Origin of the sequence: Sphingomonas sp. CFBP 13733 (assembly GCF_014841795.1) — a bacterium.
Taxonomy (GTDB): domain Bacteria; phylum Pseudomonadota; class Alphaproteobacteria; order Sphingomonadales; family Sphingomonadaceae; genus Sphingomonas; species Sphingomonas aerolata.
Map to the genome: position 1 here is coordinate 276,603 of NZ_JACYUP010000001.1, position 16,286 is coordinate 292,888.

Genomic DNA, 16,286 nt, shown 5'->3' on the forward strand with positions numbered 1-16,286 from the left:
TGCGTGCTCACCAATCCTCCGTCCAATCGACCAGGAAGGTCATCGCCTTGGCCATGTGCTTTTCGACCGCACTCTGGCTGATTCCCAGACGCGCAGCAATCTCGCGATATTTATACCCGTCGAGCCGCTGCATGAGGAAGATCTCGCGGGTCCGCGGGCTGAGACGATCGAGCCCCTCGCGCACCCGGTCGAGCCGCGCCTTCGCGATCAGCACTTCGTCCTGGATCGGCGAACAGTCGCGCAGCCATTCAATCGCTCCCGCGTCTTCGCTTGCCCCGCGAACAGCCTCGCGCCGGAACGCATCGCGGCCGCGGTTGACTGCCGCATGGACGAGGAACGCCTCGTCGTTGCGCGGCGCCGCGGGCAGGGTCGCCAGGCTGACATAGGCGTCGTGGAGCAGATCCTCGCCATCCGCCCGCCGCGTCAGCCGTTCGACCTGCGCGCGCAGACGCGACCAGCCCGCCCAGAGGCGACCCGCCCCCGTATCGACCATGCTGAGCTCGGACGTCCCCATCGGCCCAGGCGGTATGCGCCCGCCGGTACAGTTTGATGACGTGTCGGGGACGGATCAGTGACACGCGACGATGCCGCGCCGGTGTCAGCCGGCAGGGCGCCCCGGCGCCTGCCATCCCCCGCCGAGTGCACGGAACAGATCGACCTGCGCCCCCGCGATGCGGGCGTCCGCCGCGGCAAGCTCGGTATCGGTATCCGCCAGCGTCCGCTCGGCATCGAGGACGTCGAGGAAGTCGATCTGGCCTTCCCGCTGGCGCGCGCGGGTGATGCGCGCGGCGGTGGCGGCGTTGTCGTGCGCGGACTGCAGCTGCGTGCGGCGATCGAGTTCGCGCGCATAATTGGACAGCGCGGTCTCGGTTTCCTCCAGCGCGGTCAGCACACTGCCGTCGAAACTGGCGAGCGCACCGCGCGTGTCGGCCTCGGCACCGGCGATGCGCGCGCGCGCCGCCGATTGATTGACAGACCAGTTGAGCAGCGGACCGAGCAACCAGCGGATCGGCCCGCCGGTGAAGACGTCGCCGACGCTGAGCGCGGTCGAACCGATCGAGCCGCCGAGCGCAATCTGCGGATAGAGCTGCGACGTCTGCACCCCGATCCGCGCGGTGGCGGCGGCAAGGCGGCGTTCGGCGGCGTGCACGTCCGGGCGACGCGCAAGCAGGCTCGCGCCGTCGCCGATCGGGATCGGCCGGTCGAGCCGCGGCGTGGTCGTGCGCGCGCCGGCGCTGGCGGGCAGCTCCTGCGGGGTGCGGCCGGTGAGCGTGGCGAGGCGGAAGAGTGCTGCCTGACGCTCGGCCTCGATCTGCGGGATATTCGCGGCGCGCTGGTCGCGCAGCGCGGCGATCCGGACCTGATCGAGGCGCGCGGCGCGACCCGCATCGACCCGCTTGCCGGTCAGCGTGTTCGATTTCTCGAGCAGGTCGACGATCCGCCGGGCGACCGCGAGGCGTGCGGCGGACGATGCGGCGTCGACATAGGCGCGCGTTGTGGCGGCGACGATTGAGACCCGGACCGCATCGGCATCGGCCTGCGCCGCGCCGACATCGCCGCGTGCGGCCTCGACGTTGCGGCGGATGCGGCCGGCGAGATCGACCTCGTAGCTGACGTCGAGGCCGACATCGTAGGTGGCGCGCTCGCGGTCGAAGCCGGGCAGGTTCTGGAGTTGCGACGTCCGGGAGTAATTGCCGCTGCCGCTGGCGTTCACCTGTGGCTCGCGATCGGTCTTAGCGCCGCGCAACGACGCGCGCGCGCTGTCGAGCCGGGCGACCGCGACGCGCAGGTCGGTGTTCGCCGCCAGCGCGTCGGCGACGAGGCCGTCGAGGACCGGGTCGCGGTACATCCGCCACCAGTCGTTATCGGGCGCCGTCGCGACGGTCGCCGTGCTGACGGTGACGAACGACGCGGTCGCCTTGGGCCGGGTGATCGGCGCGACGTAATCGGGGCCGGCGGCGCACGCGGCGAGCGTCAGCCCCGAGAGGCTCGCGAGAAGCAGGGACTTCATGAGGATGGTCCTATTCGGCTGGCTGAAGCGTCGGCTGGGCAGCGGCTGGCTTGCGGCGTTCGAACCGCATCGCCAGCGCCCGTGCGACGACGTAGAAGGTAGGGGTGAAGAGCAGCCCGAAGCCGGTCACGCCGATCATCCCGAAGAACACCGCGGTGCCGAGCGCCTGGCGCAGTTCGGCGCCGGCCCCGTCGGCGATCACCAGCGGCACCGCGCCGAGGATGAACGCGAAGCTCGTCATCAGGATCGGCCGCAATCGGTCCTTCGCCGCACGCACCGCCGCCTCGACCGGCGACAGCCCGTCCTGTTCCTCGGCCTGCTTGGCGAACTCGACCACGAGGATCGCGTTCTTCGCGGCCAGGGCAATGAGCACGACCAGCCCGATCTGCGTGAGAACGTTGTTGTCCATGCCGCGCAGGTTCACCCCGGTCATCGCGGCGAGCAAACACATCGGCACGATCAGGATGATCGCGAGCGGCAGCGTCAGGCTTTCGTATTGCGCGGCGAGGACAAGGAAGACGAACAGCACGGCCATCCCGAAGACCAAGGCGGCGGTGCTGCCGGCGGCCTTTTGCTGATAGGCGATGCCGGTCCATTCATGCGCATAGCCCGCGGGCAGCGACGCATCGGCGAGCTTCTCCATCGCCACCAGCGACTGGCCCGAGGAATAGCCCTTGGCGGTGTCGCCATCGACCTCGACCGCCGGGAACAGGTTGTAGCGCACCACGCGGTACGGGCCGGTCTTGTCGCGGAACGTCGAGACCGATCCGACCGGAACCATCTGGCCCGAGTTGGAGCGCGTCTTGAGGTTGGCGATGTCCGCGGTGGTGTTGCGGAACGGAGCGTCGGCCTGCGCGGTGACGCGGTAGGTGCGGCCCAGCAGGTTGAAGTCGTTGACGAACGCCGAACCGAGATAGACCTGCAACGCCTCGAACACGCGCTCGGGGGGGACGCCGAGCAGATTGGCCTTGGCGCGGTCGACATCGGCGAAGATGCGCGGCGTGGCGGTATCGAAGAAGGTGTAGACCTGCGCCAGGCCCTTGGTCTGGTTCGCCTTGCCGATCAGGTCGTAACTCGTCTTGCCAAGGTCGCCATAGCCGTGGCCGCCCTGGTCCTGCACCATCAGGCGATAGCCGCCGGCCGAGCCGATGCCCTGGATGAGCGGCGGCGGGACGATCAGTAGCCGCGCCTCGGTGATGTCGCCCGTCGCCTTCTGCGATTCCGCCATGATGCTGGCGAGCGTGACGCCAAGCTTCTTGCGTTCCTCGAAGCTTTTCAGCGGGATGTACGCAGCGGCACTATTGGGCGCGAGCGTCTGCGACGGGCCGTCAAAGCCTGCGAGCATGACCGCGCCCTTGACGCCGGCGAGCGGCAGGATGCGTTTGGCGACCTTCTGCATCACCGCATCGGTACGCTCGACCGACGAGCCGGGCGGAAGCTGAATGACGGTCAGGAAATAGCCCTGGTCCTGCGCAGGGACGAAGCCCGACGGGGTGACCATGAAGACACCGACCGTGACCGCGATCAGCGCGGCATAGGCGACCATCATCCGCTTCGGCGCGGTAACGAGGCGTGCGGTGAGGCGCGCATAGCTTTCGCTCATCCGCTCGAACCCGCGGTTGAACGCGTCGCCTGCGCGGCGAGCGGCGCGGGTCAGGCGGTTGCCCGAGCCGGCAGGGGCGGTGGGCTTGAGCAACATCGCGGCGAGCGCCGGCGACAGCGTCAGCGAGATGAGCAGCGAGATGATCGTCGCGGTCGAGATCGTGACCGCGAACTGGCGGTAGAACGCGCCCGACAGTCCGGTGAGGAACACCGTCGGGATGAACACCGCGCACAGCACGAGCACGATCGCGACGAGCGCACCCGATACCTCGTCCATCGACGTGCGCGCGGCCTCCAGCGGCGAGAGCCCGTGTTCGAGGTTGCGCTCGACATTCTCGACCACGACGATCGCGTCGTCGACGACGATCCCGATCGCGAGGACGAGGCCGAACAGCGACAGGTTGTTGAGGCTGTAGCCGAATGCGGCGAGCACCGCGAAGGTGCCGATCAGCGAGACCGGGATCGCCACGATCGGGATGATCGCTGCGCGCCACTTCTGCAGGAAGACGAGGATCACGAGCACGACGAGGATCATCGCCTCGAACAACGTATGCTTCACCGCGTCGATCGACTGCGCGATGAATTCGGTGGGGTTGTAGATGACCTTGTATTCGAGGCCTTTGGGAAAGCGCTTCGACATGCTTTCCATCTCGGCGGTGACGGCCTGCGCCGCGCCGAGCGCGTTCGAGCCGGGACGCTGGAAGACCGCGGCGATCACCGTGGGCTTGCCGCTGAGATAGGTGTTGGCACCATAATCCTGCGCGCCGAGCTCGACGCGGGCGACGTCCGAGACGCGGACCTGGCGGCCTTGCGCGTCGGTGCGGATGACGACGTCCGCGAACTGCTTGGGATCGGTCAGGCGCCCTTGCGTCTCGACGTTGAGCTGAAACGCGCTGTTGCCCTTGTCATAGGGCGGCTGGCCGAGCGTGCCGGCGGCGACCTGGACGTTCTGTGCGCGGAGCGCTGCAACGATCTCGCCCGCGGTGAGGTCAAGCGCGGCGGCACGGCCGGGGTCGATCCAGACACGCATCGAATAATCGCGCGCGCCGAACAGCTGCACGTCGCCGACGCCGTCGATCCGGCTGAGGCGATCGCGGACCTGCGTCAGCGCATAGTTGGAGATGTAGCCGCGATCGAGCGAGTTGTCGGGCGAGACGAGGTTCACGACCATCAGGAAGTCGGGTGACGTCTTGCGCGTCACCACGCCGAGGCGCTGGACGTCCTCGGGCAGGCGCGGGACCGCGACCGCGACGCGGTTCTGGACGAGCACCTGCGCGGCATCGAGGTCGGTGCCGATCTTGAAGGTGACGGTGATCGTCACCTTGCCGTCGCCGGTCGATTGCGACGACTGGTAGAGCATGTTGTCGACGCCGTTGATCTCCTGCTCGATCGGCGCGGCGACGGTTTCGGCGACCGTCTCGGCCGACGCGCCCGGATAGGTCGCGCTGACGGTGACGGTGGGGGGGACGATGTCGGGATATTGCGACACCGGCAGCGACATATAGGCGATCGCACCGACGATCGTGATGATCACCGCGATCACGCCCGCAAAGATCGGCCGGGTGATGAAGAAGCGCGAGAAGCGCATGGTTTGTGTCCTCGATAGAGGGCGCGCGCGCTTTTCCGTTCCCCGGCGGAGGCCGGGGTCCAGTTGGGCGAACCGCAGTGATTACATCGAAACGCTATGCCACCTGGGCCCCGGCCTTCGCCGGGGAACGATGGTTATCTGGCGAGTGTGGCTTCACCCGAGATCGGTTGGACCGACGCCGGAGCAGGCGCACCGGTCGCGACCGCGATCCGGCCCGCCTTCGGCGCGACCGTGGCACCCGGCATCGCCATCTGCGTGCCCTGAATGATGACCCGGTCGTTCGGCCCGATCCCCGAGCGGACGATCCGGAGGCCATCGACCACCGGCCCGAGCTCGACCGGTTTCTGGCTCACGACGTTCTTCGCATCGATCGTCAGCAGCACTTTCCGCGCCTGATCGGTCTGCACCGCGTCGTCGGGCACCAGCAGAGCCTGCCGCGTCCCCGCACTCGCGAGGCGCATGTTGCCGAACATCCCCGGCGTCAGGAAATAGCCGGGGTTGGCGAGCACCGCTCGGCCGCGGATCGTGCCCGAGCGCTGGTCGAGACCGTTGTCGGTGAAGTCGAGCTTGCCCTTCCAGCGATGCTCGGTCTCGTCCTGAAGCTGAATCTCGACCGCCGCCGGTGCCGTACCGGGCTGACGCGCGCGCTGCGTCTTGAGGTAGAGCGCCTCCGACCCGTCGAAATTGAAGTAGATCGGATCGAGCGCGTTGATCGTCGTCAGCACGGTGCCGCCGGTGCCTTCGCCGCCCGCGACCTGGTTGCCGGCATCGACGCGGCGATCGGAAATGCGCCCGCCGATCGGCGCGCGAACCTGCGTGAAGCCGACGTCGAGTGCGCGGGCACGTTGGCGCGCCTGCGCGGCGGCGAGTGCGGCGCTGGCGGCTTCGAGCTTGCCACGCAGCGCGTCGACCTCACCCGCCGAGACGGCTTCGTCCGCGACCAGCCGCTGCGCACGGCCGAGGTCGGTCCGCGCAAGCGACAAGGCGCTCCTGGCGCTCGCGACGTTGGCGTGCGCTTCGGCCAGCGCTGCGGCGAACGGGCGCGAGTCGATCGTGAAGAGCAGCTGTCCCTTGCGGACGATATCGCCGTCATGGAAGTGGACGCCGGTGACTTCGCCCGCCACGCGCGGCCGGATCTCGACGCTGCGGCTCGGCGCGAACCGGCCGACATAATCGTCCCATTCGCTCACCTGCCGTACCAACGGGGACGCGACCGTCACCGATGCGGGCGGGGGCGCCGCCATCGCCGCATCGGGCTGATCGAGCAGCCGGACGCCGATCGCACCTACCAGCGCGACGGGCACGAGCAGCATCGCGCCGCGCTGCCACACGGGTCTGCGTCGGGGGGCAGGGGCCTCCACCGGCGTGGCGTCGGCCGCCTTGATCGGGGTGAACACGGTCATGCCGCATCGCTCCGTGATCGATCGGCTGACGTGCATGTGAATTTGGGATATTCCATGGGATTGCCCCCCGTTGTAATGGACATGCGTCATCGATCGTCGGTGCGCGCGGCATCGACAGTCCAGATGACAAGCGTGGACGATATCCGGTCGCCGGCATTACGCCGTAACCGGTCTGAAAACTGCGGAATTCTTGGCGTTCGACTAGGACAGTGTCGGCAACTTCGCTGGCCGGAAGACGATTGACGGACGACAATTTGACCGACCATCGGCCGGGACTGTTTGTCTACCGGCTGGTATATAAAGCGCCGCGGAAACCTGTCAACCAGATTAACATACCGTCTGGTAGTTTAATCGCGACGGCCGGGGATCGGCTATTGGTCGACAAACGCCCAGCGCAATGTTCTCGCCAGATTGCGTGTGCCCGACGTGACGACGGGCCGCATCAAGGCCGGCGACCCCGCCAGCCCATGCATTCGCCGCGCCCATGCGGGCAGCAGATCGACCGCGGCCTGCATCACGATACGCTGGACGGGCAGGGCGAGCGGGTTCGCGGGCGTCTGCTCCAGCACGAACCGGGCAACCTCGAGCGTCCGGGCATCCGCGACGAGCTGCGGGCGCATGGTCTGCAGATAACGGTCCGTTCCCGCCCGATCCCGCGGCAGCGATTCGGCGCCAAGCAGTTCGCCGACCTCGGCGAACGCTGCATAATAGGCGTCCTGCTCGGCCATGCCGAGCCGGTGGTCGCCGAAACGCTGCCACGCGGCGAGGAAGCACCAGGCCTCCGAGACATGGACCCAGGCGAGCAGCGCGGGATCGTCCGCGCGGTAGGGCGTGCCGTTAGGGAGCGTCCCGGCGATGTGCGCGTGCACCGCGCGGACACGCGCGATCACCGCCTCCGCATCGGTGCGCTCGCCATAGGTCGTGACCGCGATGAACCGCGCGGTGCGCCGCAACCTGCCGAGCATGTCTGTGCGGAAGTTCGAATGATCCCAGACGCCCGCCAGAACCGCCGGGTGCAGCATCTGCAGCAGCAGTGCCGCGACGCCGCCGACCATCATGCTGACCACGTCGCCGTGGACCCGGCCGATCACCGCATCGGGCGCGAACATCGCCGCAGCGCTGCGCTCGACCGGCGCCTCGCCGCGCGCCTGGTCGTTGAACAGCGCGCGCACCTGCCCGACGATCCGGGCCTTGGCGCCGGACCTGGCCCGCTCGCGCAGCAGAGTAGGAAGGTCTTTCACCCTGGCATGAACGCGCGATCGGCAATTTCGCACCTGACGACGGAGCGGCGACGGAATTGGCGGTCCGTGATTGCGCTGACGGGATCCGCGCGCGACAAGCACGCATTCGACAGGAGAATGTAATGCGTCTTGCCTTTGCCCTATTGCTGCTGCCCACCGTGCCGATCGTCCTCGCCGCCGCCCCGGCGCCGGTGGAGACCCAGCGCGTCGCGGCGCAGGATGCGGCACTGCTCGCATTTCTTGACAAGGCCTATGACGAACAGCTTGATCTCAGCCCGGAATCGCTGACCCAGCTCGGGCTGAAGACGCACTATGACCGGCTCGACGACTATACCGACGCCGCCGCGGTCCGCGCGCAGGCCCTGTCGGAGCGGCAGCTGAAGGCCATGCGATCGCGGTTCCGTCCCGACGATCTGGGCGAGAGTGCGCGGGTCAGTTACCGGCTGTTCGAATATGAGGTCGACCGCGGCCGGCAGTCGCTGCGGTTCCGCAAGCTGCGCTTCCCCGTCACGACCAACGGCAGCCCGGCGGGCGACATCCCGGTGTTGCTGATCAACAACCACAAGGTCGATACGCTCGCCGACGCGCAGGCCTATATCGCAAGGCTGCGCGATACCGAGCGCGTCATGCGCGAGGTCAGCACGACGATGCGCGAGCAGGCGGCGGCGGGAATCATCCCCAACAAAGTCAATTTCGCACCCGCCCGCGCCGATGCACGCGCCGTGCTGGTCGGTGCCCCGTTCGACGCGGGCGCGGATTCGACGGTCATGGCCGATTTCCGCAAGAAGGTGACCGCGTTGGCAGTGCCCGCGGCGACCAAGGCGACGTTGCTGGAGGAGGCGCGCGCGGCGCTGACGGGGCCGTTCCGTGCCGGCTATGACCAGCTGTTCGCGACGCTCGACGCGATCGAGCCGCAATCGAAGGGCAATTTCGGGGCCTGGAATCTGCCCGATGGCGCGGCCTATTATGCCGACCGGCTGAAGACCTCGACCACGACCGCGCTGACCGCCGACCAGATCCACGATCTGGGCCTGAAACAGGTCGCCGCGATCCGGCAGGAGATGGAGGCGATCAAGCGCGAGGTCGGGTTCACCGGCACGCTCGAACAGTTCTTCGACAAGATCCGCACCGATCCCCAGTTCAAATATCCCAACACCAGTGCGGGGCGCGAACAGTATCTCGGCGACGCGCGCGCCGTGATCGCGTCGGTGATGGCGGCGGCCCCCCGCTATTTCCGGACCCTGCCCAAGGCGCCGCTCGAGGTGCGCGCGGTCGAGAAATGGCGGGAGGGCACGGCGTCCACCGCCTTCTACAATCCACCGTCGGCGGACGGATCGCGGCCCGGCATCTATTACGTCAACCTGGTCGACATGAACCAGACGCAGAAGGTCCAGGTCGCTGGGATCGCCGCGCATGAGGGCGCGCCGGGCCATCATTTCCAGATCGCGCGCCAGCAGGAGCTGACCGGCATCCCCAAATTCCGCAAGTTCGGCGGCTATGGCGCCTATATCGAGGGCTGGGGGCTGTATTCGGAGCGGCTCGCGAACGAGATGGGGATCTATAAGGATCCCTATGCGCGGTTCGGCATGCTGTCGCTCCAGGTATGGCGCGCGATCCGGCTGGTGCTCGACACGGGCATCCATGCAAAGCGCTGGAACCGCGACCAGGCGATCGCCTATTTCAAGGCGAACAGCTCGGTGTCCGACAAGGATATCGCGCGCGAAGTGGACCGGTATTTCAACTGGCCGGGGCAGGCGACCAGCTACATGGTCGGCCAGCTCAAGATCGCCGAACTGCGCGCGCGCGCCGAACGCGAACTGGGGTCGCGGTTCGACATTCGCGATTTCCACGAGGCCGTGCTGGACCAGGGGGCGCTGCCGCTGGACGTGCTCGACGAACAGGTCGGTCGCTACATCGCCGCACACCGGCAATAAGGGGCGCGACGATGCATCCGGACATGCCGCGCGAAGCGGACCGCCGCGCCCTGTTGAAGGGCGCGCTCGCACTCCCGGCGATCGGCTGGCCGGGAATGGCGCAGGCGGCCGTCGCCGCCGATCCGCTGACCGGGCCGGGTATATCGCTCGCACTGGCGCAGCGGCGGGCGGCACAGATCGCGCGGGTCCGCTACGCCATCTCGCTCGACGTCACGGCCGCCGACCGTGCGGTCGGGTCGGTCGTAATCCGGTTCGACCGGGTCAGGGACAGCGGCGACCTCGTCCTCGATTTCCGCGGAACGATGCTCACCGGGCTGGAGGCGAACGGCGTGGCGGTCCCGGCAACTGCGCGACGCGATGGTCATCTCGTGCTGCCCGCGTCCGTGCTCAAGACCGGTGCCAACAGCGTGTCGGCGCGCTTCGAGACCCCGATCGCCAGCGCAGGCGCCGCGATCATCCGTTTCAAGGACTCGGCCGACGGGCGGACCTATCTCTACACATTGCTGGTGCCGTCGGACGCCAATCTGCTGTTTCCGTGCTTCGATCAGCCCGACCTCAAGGCCCGCATCCGCTGGGACGTGGTCGCGCCCGCGGGCTGGACGGTGATCGCCAACGGACCGGTCGCCGCGAAGATTCCGACAGGCGCCGCGACCCGCTGGCGGTTCGCGGAGACCGTGCCGATCTCCACCTATCTCGCCGCCTTTGCCGCCGGGCCCTGGGTCGGCACGACTTCGGCCCCCGCCGGGGGGCAGCCGATCACGCTCTACGCCCGCCATTCGCGCGCCGCCGAGGTCGATGCCGAGACACAGCTTGCGACCAATCGCGCAGCGGTGCGCTGGCTCGCGGACTGGTTCGGCATCGCCTTTCCCTTCGCCAAGCTCGACCTCGTGCTCGCGCCGGCCTTTCCCTTCGGCGGCATGGAGCATGTGGGCGCGGTCTTCTACAATGAGGACCGCTTCGTCTTCCGCGAGCCGCCGACGCTGCCGCAGCGGCTGGCGCGCGACCAAACCATCTATCACGAGATCAGCCACCAGTGGTTCGGTGATCTCGTCACGATGCGCTGGTTCGACGATCTGTGGCTGAAGGAGGGGTTCTCGACCTTCATGGCCGCGCGGATCCAGGCGGACCTGCAGCCGGACAGCAACGCCTGGACGACGTTCCTGCTCTCGATCAAGACGCCCGCCTATCGCGCCGACGCGACCAGCGGCACGGCACCGCTTTGGCAATCGCTCGACAATCTCGACGCGGCCAAGAGCAATTACGGGCCGATCGTCTACAACAAGGCGCCGGCGGTCATCAAGCAACTGGCGTTCTTCGTCGGCGAGGACGGGTTCCGGCGCGGCCTGAACCTGTTCCTTACCCGGCATGGCTATGCCAATGCGACCTGGCAGGATTTGCTCGGCGCAGTGGGCGAGGCATCGGGCATCGATCTGGCTGCGTTCGGTCGCAACTATGTCCTGCGCGCGGGGCTGCCGCGGATCGAGACCGTGTTGACGCTCGCGCAGGGGCGGATCGACGCGCTCGTGCTAAAACAGCGACCGGAGAGCAGGCTGCCGGGTGATCCAGGCGGCGCCTGGCCGATGAAGGTGCGCGTCCGCCTCGGCTATCACGACCGCGAGGACGTCGTGCTCGACGCACGTTTCGAAGGGGCGGTCGCGACCGTCGACAGGGCCGCCGGACTGCCCGCGCCCGACTATGTCTGGGCGAATGACGACGACCAGGGTTATGGCCTGTTCATGCCCGACGACCGGACCGTCGCGTGGATCGCGGCGCGGATCGGCAGCGTGACCGACAGCCTGTTGCGCGCGATGCTGTGGAGCGCGCTCTGGGACGTCGTCCGCGACCGCCGGCTGCCGCCCGAACGCTATCTTGCAGTGCTGTTGCGCGAGCTTCCCGCCGAGCGCGACGAACAGATCTCTCGCGCGATCCTGTCGCGCGGGGCGGCGGCGCTCGACGTCTATCTCACCGAGGCACGCGGCGCGGGGCTCCGGGCGGGCTGGGAGACCGCGCTGCTCGCACGGATCGACGATGCGGCGATCGGCTATGGACTGCGCAAGGACGCACTCGACCGCCTGATCGCAACCGCGCGGACGCCGCTCGCGCTCGACCGCCTCTTCGCCCTGCTCGACGGCCGCGCGCGACTGGCCGGCGAGCTTATCCGGCAGCCGACGCGCTGGGCGATCGTCCGGCGGCTCATCACGATCGGCGCGCCCGACGCGGGCACGCGCTTCACCGCCGAGCGCGCGCGCGATACCTCGACCGAGGCCGCGAAGGATGCCTTCGTCGCGGAGGCGGCATCCCCGCGCGCCGCGGTGAAGACCGCCTATTTCAAGCGCTATTTCGACGATGCCACGCTGAACGAGGCATGGGCGAGCGAAAGCCTCGGCGCGTTCAATGCGGACGGGCAGTCGGCGTTGACGATCGGTTTCCTGCGACCCGCGCTCGATCGGCTGCTGTGGATCCGGCAGAATCGCCGCATCTTCTTCCTGCCCGCCTGGATCGACGCGTTCATCGGCGGGCAGGTGAGCCCGGAGGCGCTGCGGATCGTCGACGATTTTCTTGGCGAGCAGCGGTCGCTGCCAATCGACGTACGCCGCAAGATCCTGCTGGCGCGCGATGAACTGGCGCGCACCGTCGCCATTCGGAAGACCTAGCCGCCGGGGTGGTAGTCTCTCGCGACATGCCCCTTTAGCTCGTCGGGGTGGAAATAGACCGGACGCAGCGTGCCGCCGGCGTAGCGCGCGGTCTGGTCGGCGAAGTGTGGGGACGTGATATCGCCGCTCTGGCCGCCGACCATCACCGCCGTCGCCTTCACGCGCGGTCCGAATTCGACGACCGCGACGAAGCTGTTGCCGCTGGTCCCGTAATAGCGCTTCGTCCCCGGCCAGCGCTTGGCGCCGAACGACGCGAGGCTGCCCCATTGCGCGGAGGTGAAGGGGATGGGCGTCGACGCGCGCGCGTCGTCGAAATGCGGCTGGATCGCGTCGTCGAGCCGCTGGAAGCGGTTGATCGCCTGCCACGGCGTTCGCCAGTCGCCAAAGTCGCGGGTCAGCTGGTCGACCGCGGTCGATAGCGCGGCGAGCTTGGCCTCCGGCGCAACGCGCGTCGCGATGTAATCGGGCACGTTCATCCGCTCGGCCTGTGCGAACCCGCCGACCTCGCGCCACAGCTGACCGCCCCAGAACACCGCAAGGCTGGTGGCGACCGAGTCATAGCCCCAGCGGTGATCCCAGCGATCGAGCAGCGCGATCGGCGCCGCGAGTTTCGCCCGCCGTGGATCGCTGGCCGGCAGTGCCCGCCACGCGTCGACCAGGCCGGGAAGAAGTCGCGCAAAGGCGGGGAGGTAGGGATCGTATGCCGCCGCACGCAGCGTCTCCGCTGTCCAGCCGCGTTTCCCGGTCAGCAGCAGATCCGCATGGACGCCGCGCGCATTGCCGCCGACCTGATCCATGTAGCGGGGATAGTCCGCTGCGCGCGGACTATCGGGTCCGGCCGAGCTCCAGGGCCAGTCATTGGTGTTGTGCACCCAGCCGGTGCGCGGGTTCGCGACGCTCGGCAGCGTGGCGAGCCCGTGCAGCCCGCGCCAGTCGGTCGCAGGGTCGCTGCCGTCGACGGGCCGGGTATAGTCGAACCGGTCGCTTCTGACCGGCATGAACTGCGGCATCAGGAACGCGATCTCGCCCTTGGCGTCGGCGAACAGCGTGTCGTTTGACGAATTCGCCTTGCGCTGCGCGACCGCCATATAGCCCGCCAGATCAGTCGCCTTTGTCCGCAGATAGCTTTGCTCGAGCGCAGGCACGGGCTTCCACATCAGCGCGGTCGCGATCCAGCGTCCCGCCTTGCTCGCGACGATCGGGCCGTGATGCGTGCGATAGGTCGTGAAGCGGCGCGTGCCCGACGTGCCGTCGGCGTTGCGGACGCGTAAAGTGACGACCCTCGTGGTGACCGGCCGCAGCGCCTTGCCGTAGCGATAGCGGTAGCCCGCGTCGCCGCGGACGACCCGTTCGGCAAAGTCATCGACATTGTCGACCGTCGATGACGTGTGCATCCAGCCCGCAGACGGGTTGAAACCCTGATAGATGAAGAACTGGCCCCAGGTGCTCGCGCCATAGGCGTTGAGCCCCTGGTCGCTCGTCATCTGCGCTTCCGAGCGGAAGTAGAAGCTGGTGTGCGGGTTGATCAGCAGCAGCGCATGGCCGTTCGCGGTCAGGCGCGGCGCGATCGCGATCCCGTTCGACCCCGACGGTTCGCGCGGCACCATGCCCAGCTCCTCGGGGCTGGGCGGTGTTGGCGTGCCATAGAAGGTCTTGAGGTCGCTCAGCGATATCCGTTCGATATCGCCGCCGATGCTGCCCTCGGTAAAGCTCAGCGCCATCCACGGCTCGAACCGGGTAAGGACCCTTGGCTTCCGCTGCGGATGGGTCGCCAGATAATAATTCAGTCCGTCCGCCCAAGCCTGCATCAGCGTCCGCAGCCACGCCGGGCTCGCCGCATAGTCGCGCTGGAGTTCGGCCGGATCGACGAACAGCCGCTGCCGCAAGTCGGCCCAGACCGCGTCCTCGCCGTCCGCCTCCGCGCTCCGGCCGAGCGCGGTCAGGTAATTCGCCTCGATCCGCGCAAAGTCATCCTCGGCCTGAGCGAAGATCAGCCCGAACACCGCATCCGCGTCGGACCGGCCGCGGACATGCGGGATCCCCCAATCGTCGCGGGAGATCGTCACGCGTCCCGCCTGCGCCTCCCACCGTGCCCGCTCGGTCGGTGGGGCACTGGGCGCCGTCGTCAGCATCGCCAACAGGATCATCGGCGTGCGGGCGTGTCGAAGGATCATGGCCATCGCGGCAGCCTAAGCCGCAAACCGGGGAATGACCATGCGTCGCCCCCGCCGTCACGACTGGGGCGATACGGTGCCCCGCGGTCAGGCGGCCTGGGCGGCCATACGCGCGGCGAGCTTCTCTTCCTCGGTCCACACCTTGCGCTCGCGCGGCGGCTTGGGCGCCTTGACCTGCTTGACCGGGCCACCGCCCAGCACCGGTGCGCGCTTGGTCGAGTGGCGCGCGACTTCGCAATGCCATTCGTGGTCGTCGTGCACGGTCAGCGTGCGCCCGATCTCGCGCTCGACATCGTGCAGCCATGCGCGCTGCTCTGCATCGCACAACGTGACCGCGAAACCGCTGCGGCCCGCACGCCCGGTCCGGCCGATGCGGTGGACATAGCTTTCCGGCAGGCTCGGCAGGTCGTGGTTGAAGACGTGCGTGACCGTGTCGACGTCGATCCCGCGCGCCGCGATGTCGGTCGCGACGAGCACCTGGACGGTGCCGGCACGGAACGCGTCGAGCGCACGCTCGCGCTGGCCCTGCGACTTGTTGCCGTGCAGCGCCTCGGCGGTGATCCCCGCTTCGCCGATGAACGCGCAGACGTCGTTGGCGATGTTCTTCTGGAGCGTGAACACGACCGCCTGGCCGATGTCGGGCGTACGCAGCAGCGCGAGCAGCGCGTCCTTCTTGTTCGCGGCGTCGAGGAACATCACCGATTGCTCGATCCGGTCGACCGTGGTCGAGGGCGGGGCGATCTCGACCTTCGCCGGATCGCGCAACAGGCTGTCGGCCAGCGTCGCGATCGACTTGGGCATGGTTGCCGAGAACAGCAAAGTGTGCCGGTCCGCGGGCAAGGTCGCGACGATCCGCTCGATCGGCTTGGCAAAGCCCATGTCGAGCATCTGGTCCGCCTCGTCGAGCACCAGCGCCTCGAGCGCCGACAGGTCGCAAAGCCCCTGCTCGACCAGATCGAGCAGACGGCCCGGTGCCGCGACGATGATGTCGACGCCGGCCTCGAGCGCCTTGACCTGGTGAAACTGGCTGACGCCGCCGAAGATCGTCATCACGCTCGGCTTCAGATGACGGCCGAAGCTCTCGAATCCGGCAGCGATCTGCGACACGAGCTCGCGCGTCGGCGCGAGGACGAGGATGCGCGCGCCGCCCTTGGGGGCAGGGCGGGGATCGGCAGCGAGCCGGTGGAGCAGCGGCAGCGCGAACGCGGCGGTCTTGCCCGTGCCGGTCTGCGCCATGCCGAGCATGTCGCGGCCCTGCAGCAGCTGCGGGATCGACTGCGCCTGGATCGGGGTCGGATGGGCATAGCCCTGTTCGGCGAGGGCCTCGAGCAGGAAGGGCGCCAGAGCGAGGTCGGCGAAGGTCGTGGTCATGGTAAAGCGGCGCCTCCGGCGCTGGGCAAGGCCGCGCCTGGTCGGGCTTAGCATTTCGGGAGCGCGCGCTGGTAGGTTTTCTGCTGCACTGCGTCAATCTGGAATAGCGGCAACGTGCCAAGGGCATTCGCTTACCGGCGGCAGCGGGCAACCCTTGAAACCAAAATGCGCCACGGATTGCCCCGATCGGACGTCCTCGCGGCCTCCGGGAAGGTCCTAAGGGATTGGCCAAACCAAAACCGGCTTGACTCGCTAACCAATCATGGCGAGATACCGGTAACATCAGACTGCGTCAGACGGTTTCATGA

General features: G+C 68.1%; 9 protein-coding genes. 2 read left to right on the top strand and 7 right to left on the bottom strand.

The annotated features are described in order from the left end of the window. Window positions 1–7 precede the first annotated feature (7 nt). From IFT71_RS01060 to IFT71_RS01080, 5 genes are all read right to left on the bottom strand, one after another. On the bottom strand, window positions 8–493 hold the full coding sequence (locus tag IFT71_RS01060; protein WP_244180773.1) for an RNA polymerase sigma factor: 486 nt from the start codon (window positions 491–493) through the stop codon (window positions 8–10). Between the two features lie 105 nt (window positions 494–598). Next, window positions 599–2,011 carry an efflux transporter outer membrane subunit gene (locus IFT71_RS01065; protein ID WP_192138847.1) on the bottom strand — a complete coding sequence of 471 codons (1,413 nt, stop codon included), beginning with the start codon at window positions 2,009–2,011 and terminating at the stop codon, window positions 599–601. 10 nt (window positions 2,012–2,021) lie between these two features. Further along, the gene (locus IFT71_RS01070; RefSeq protein WP_192138848.1) at window positions 2,022–5,201 is read right to left on the bottom strand and encodes an efflux RND transporter permease subunit; all 3,180 of its coding nucleotides are present in this window, start codon (window positions 5,199–5,201) and stop codon (window positions 2,022–2,024) included. A gap of 134 nt (window positions 5,202–5,335) precedes the next feature. Then, on the bottom strand, window positions 5,336–6,604 hold the full coding sequence (locus IFT71_RS01075; RefSeq protein ID WP_192138849.1) for an efflux RND transporter periplasmic adaptor subunit: 1,269 nt from the start codon (window positions 6,602–6,604) through the stop codon (window positions 5,336–5,338). Between the two features lie 371 nt (window positions 6,605–6,975). Beyond that, complete coding sequence (locus IFT71_RS01080; RefSeq protein ID WP_342212565.1) at window positions 6,976–7,845, bottom strand: oxygenase MpaB family protein; 870 nt, start codon at window positions 7,843–7,845, stop codon at window positions 6,976–6,978. 122 nt (window positions 7,846–7,967) lie between these two features. Between IFT71_RS01080 and IFT71_RS01085 the strand changes: the two genes are divergently transcribed. Then, entirely contained in the window at window positions 7,968–9,779 is a 1,812-nt protein-coding gene (locus IFT71_RS01085; RefSeq protein WP_192138850.1) for a DUF885 domain-containing protein, read from the top strand. Between the two features lie 11 nt (window positions 9,780–9,790). Next, window positions 9,791–12,433: a M1 family metallopeptidase gene (locus tag IFT71_RS01090; RefSeq protein WP_244654686.1), complete on the top strand. Its 2,643-nt coding sequence runs from the start codon at window positions 9,791–9,793 to the stop codon at window positions 12,431–12,433. On the opposite strand, the gene IFT71_RS01100 is transcribed toward IFT71_RS01090, so the two are convergent. Together IFT71_RS01100 and IFT71_RS01105 are read right to left on the bottom strand one after the other, a co-directional pair. Beyond that, window positions 12,430–14,613 carry a penicillin acylase family protein gene (locus IFT71_RS01100; protein ID WP_446740741.1) on the bottom strand — a complete coding sequence of 728 codons (2,184 nt, stop codon included), beginning with the start codon at window positions 14,611–14,613 and terminating at the stop codon, window positions 12,430–12,432. The two genes, IFT71_RS01090 and IFT71_RS01100, sit on opposite strands and share 4 nt — an antisense overlap. An 81-nt stretch (window positions 14,614–14,694) precedes the next feature. Continuing rightward, window positions 14,695–15,978, bottom strand: coding sequence for a DEAD/DEAH box helicase (locus tag IFT71_RS01105; RefSeq protein WP_031396629.1), 1,284 nt, complete (start codon window positions 15,976–15,978; stop codon window positions 14,695–14,697). Window positions 15,979–16,286: the final 308 nt, after the last annotated feature.

Coding starts and splice junctions, on each gene's coding strand:
- IFT71_RS01060 (WP_244180773.1), bottom strand. CDS start 493: ATGGTCGATACGGGGGCGGGTCGCCTCTGGGCGGGCTGGTCGCGTCTG.
- IFT71_RS01065 (WP_192138847.1), bottom strand. CDS start 2,011: ATGAAGTCCCTGCTTCTCGCGAGCCTCTCGGGGCTGACGCTCGCCGCG.
- IFT71_RS01070 (WP_192138848.1), bottom strand. CDS start 5,201: ATGCGCTTCTCGCGCTTCTTCATCACCCGGCCGATCTTTGCGGGCGTG.
- IFT71_RS01075 (WP_192138849.1), bottom strand. CDS start 6,604: ATGACCGTGTTCACCCCGATCAAGGCGGCCGACGCCACGCCGGTGGAG.
- IFT71_RS01085 (WP_192138850.1), top strand. CDS start 7,968: ATGCGTCTTGCCTTTGCCCTATTGCTGCTGCCCACCGTGCCGATCGTC.
- IFT71_RS01090 (WP_244654686.1), top strand. CDS start 9,791: ATGCATCCGGACATGCCGCGCGAAGCGGACCGCCGCGCCCTGTTGAAG.
- IFT71_RS01100 (WP_446740741.1), bottom strand. CDS start 14,613: ATGGCCATGATCCTTCGACACGCCCGCACGCCGATGATCCTGTTGGCG.
- IFT71_RS01105 (WP_031396629.1), bottom strand. CDS start 15,978: ATGACCACGACCTTCGCCGACCTCGCTCTGGCGCCCTTCCTGCTCGAG.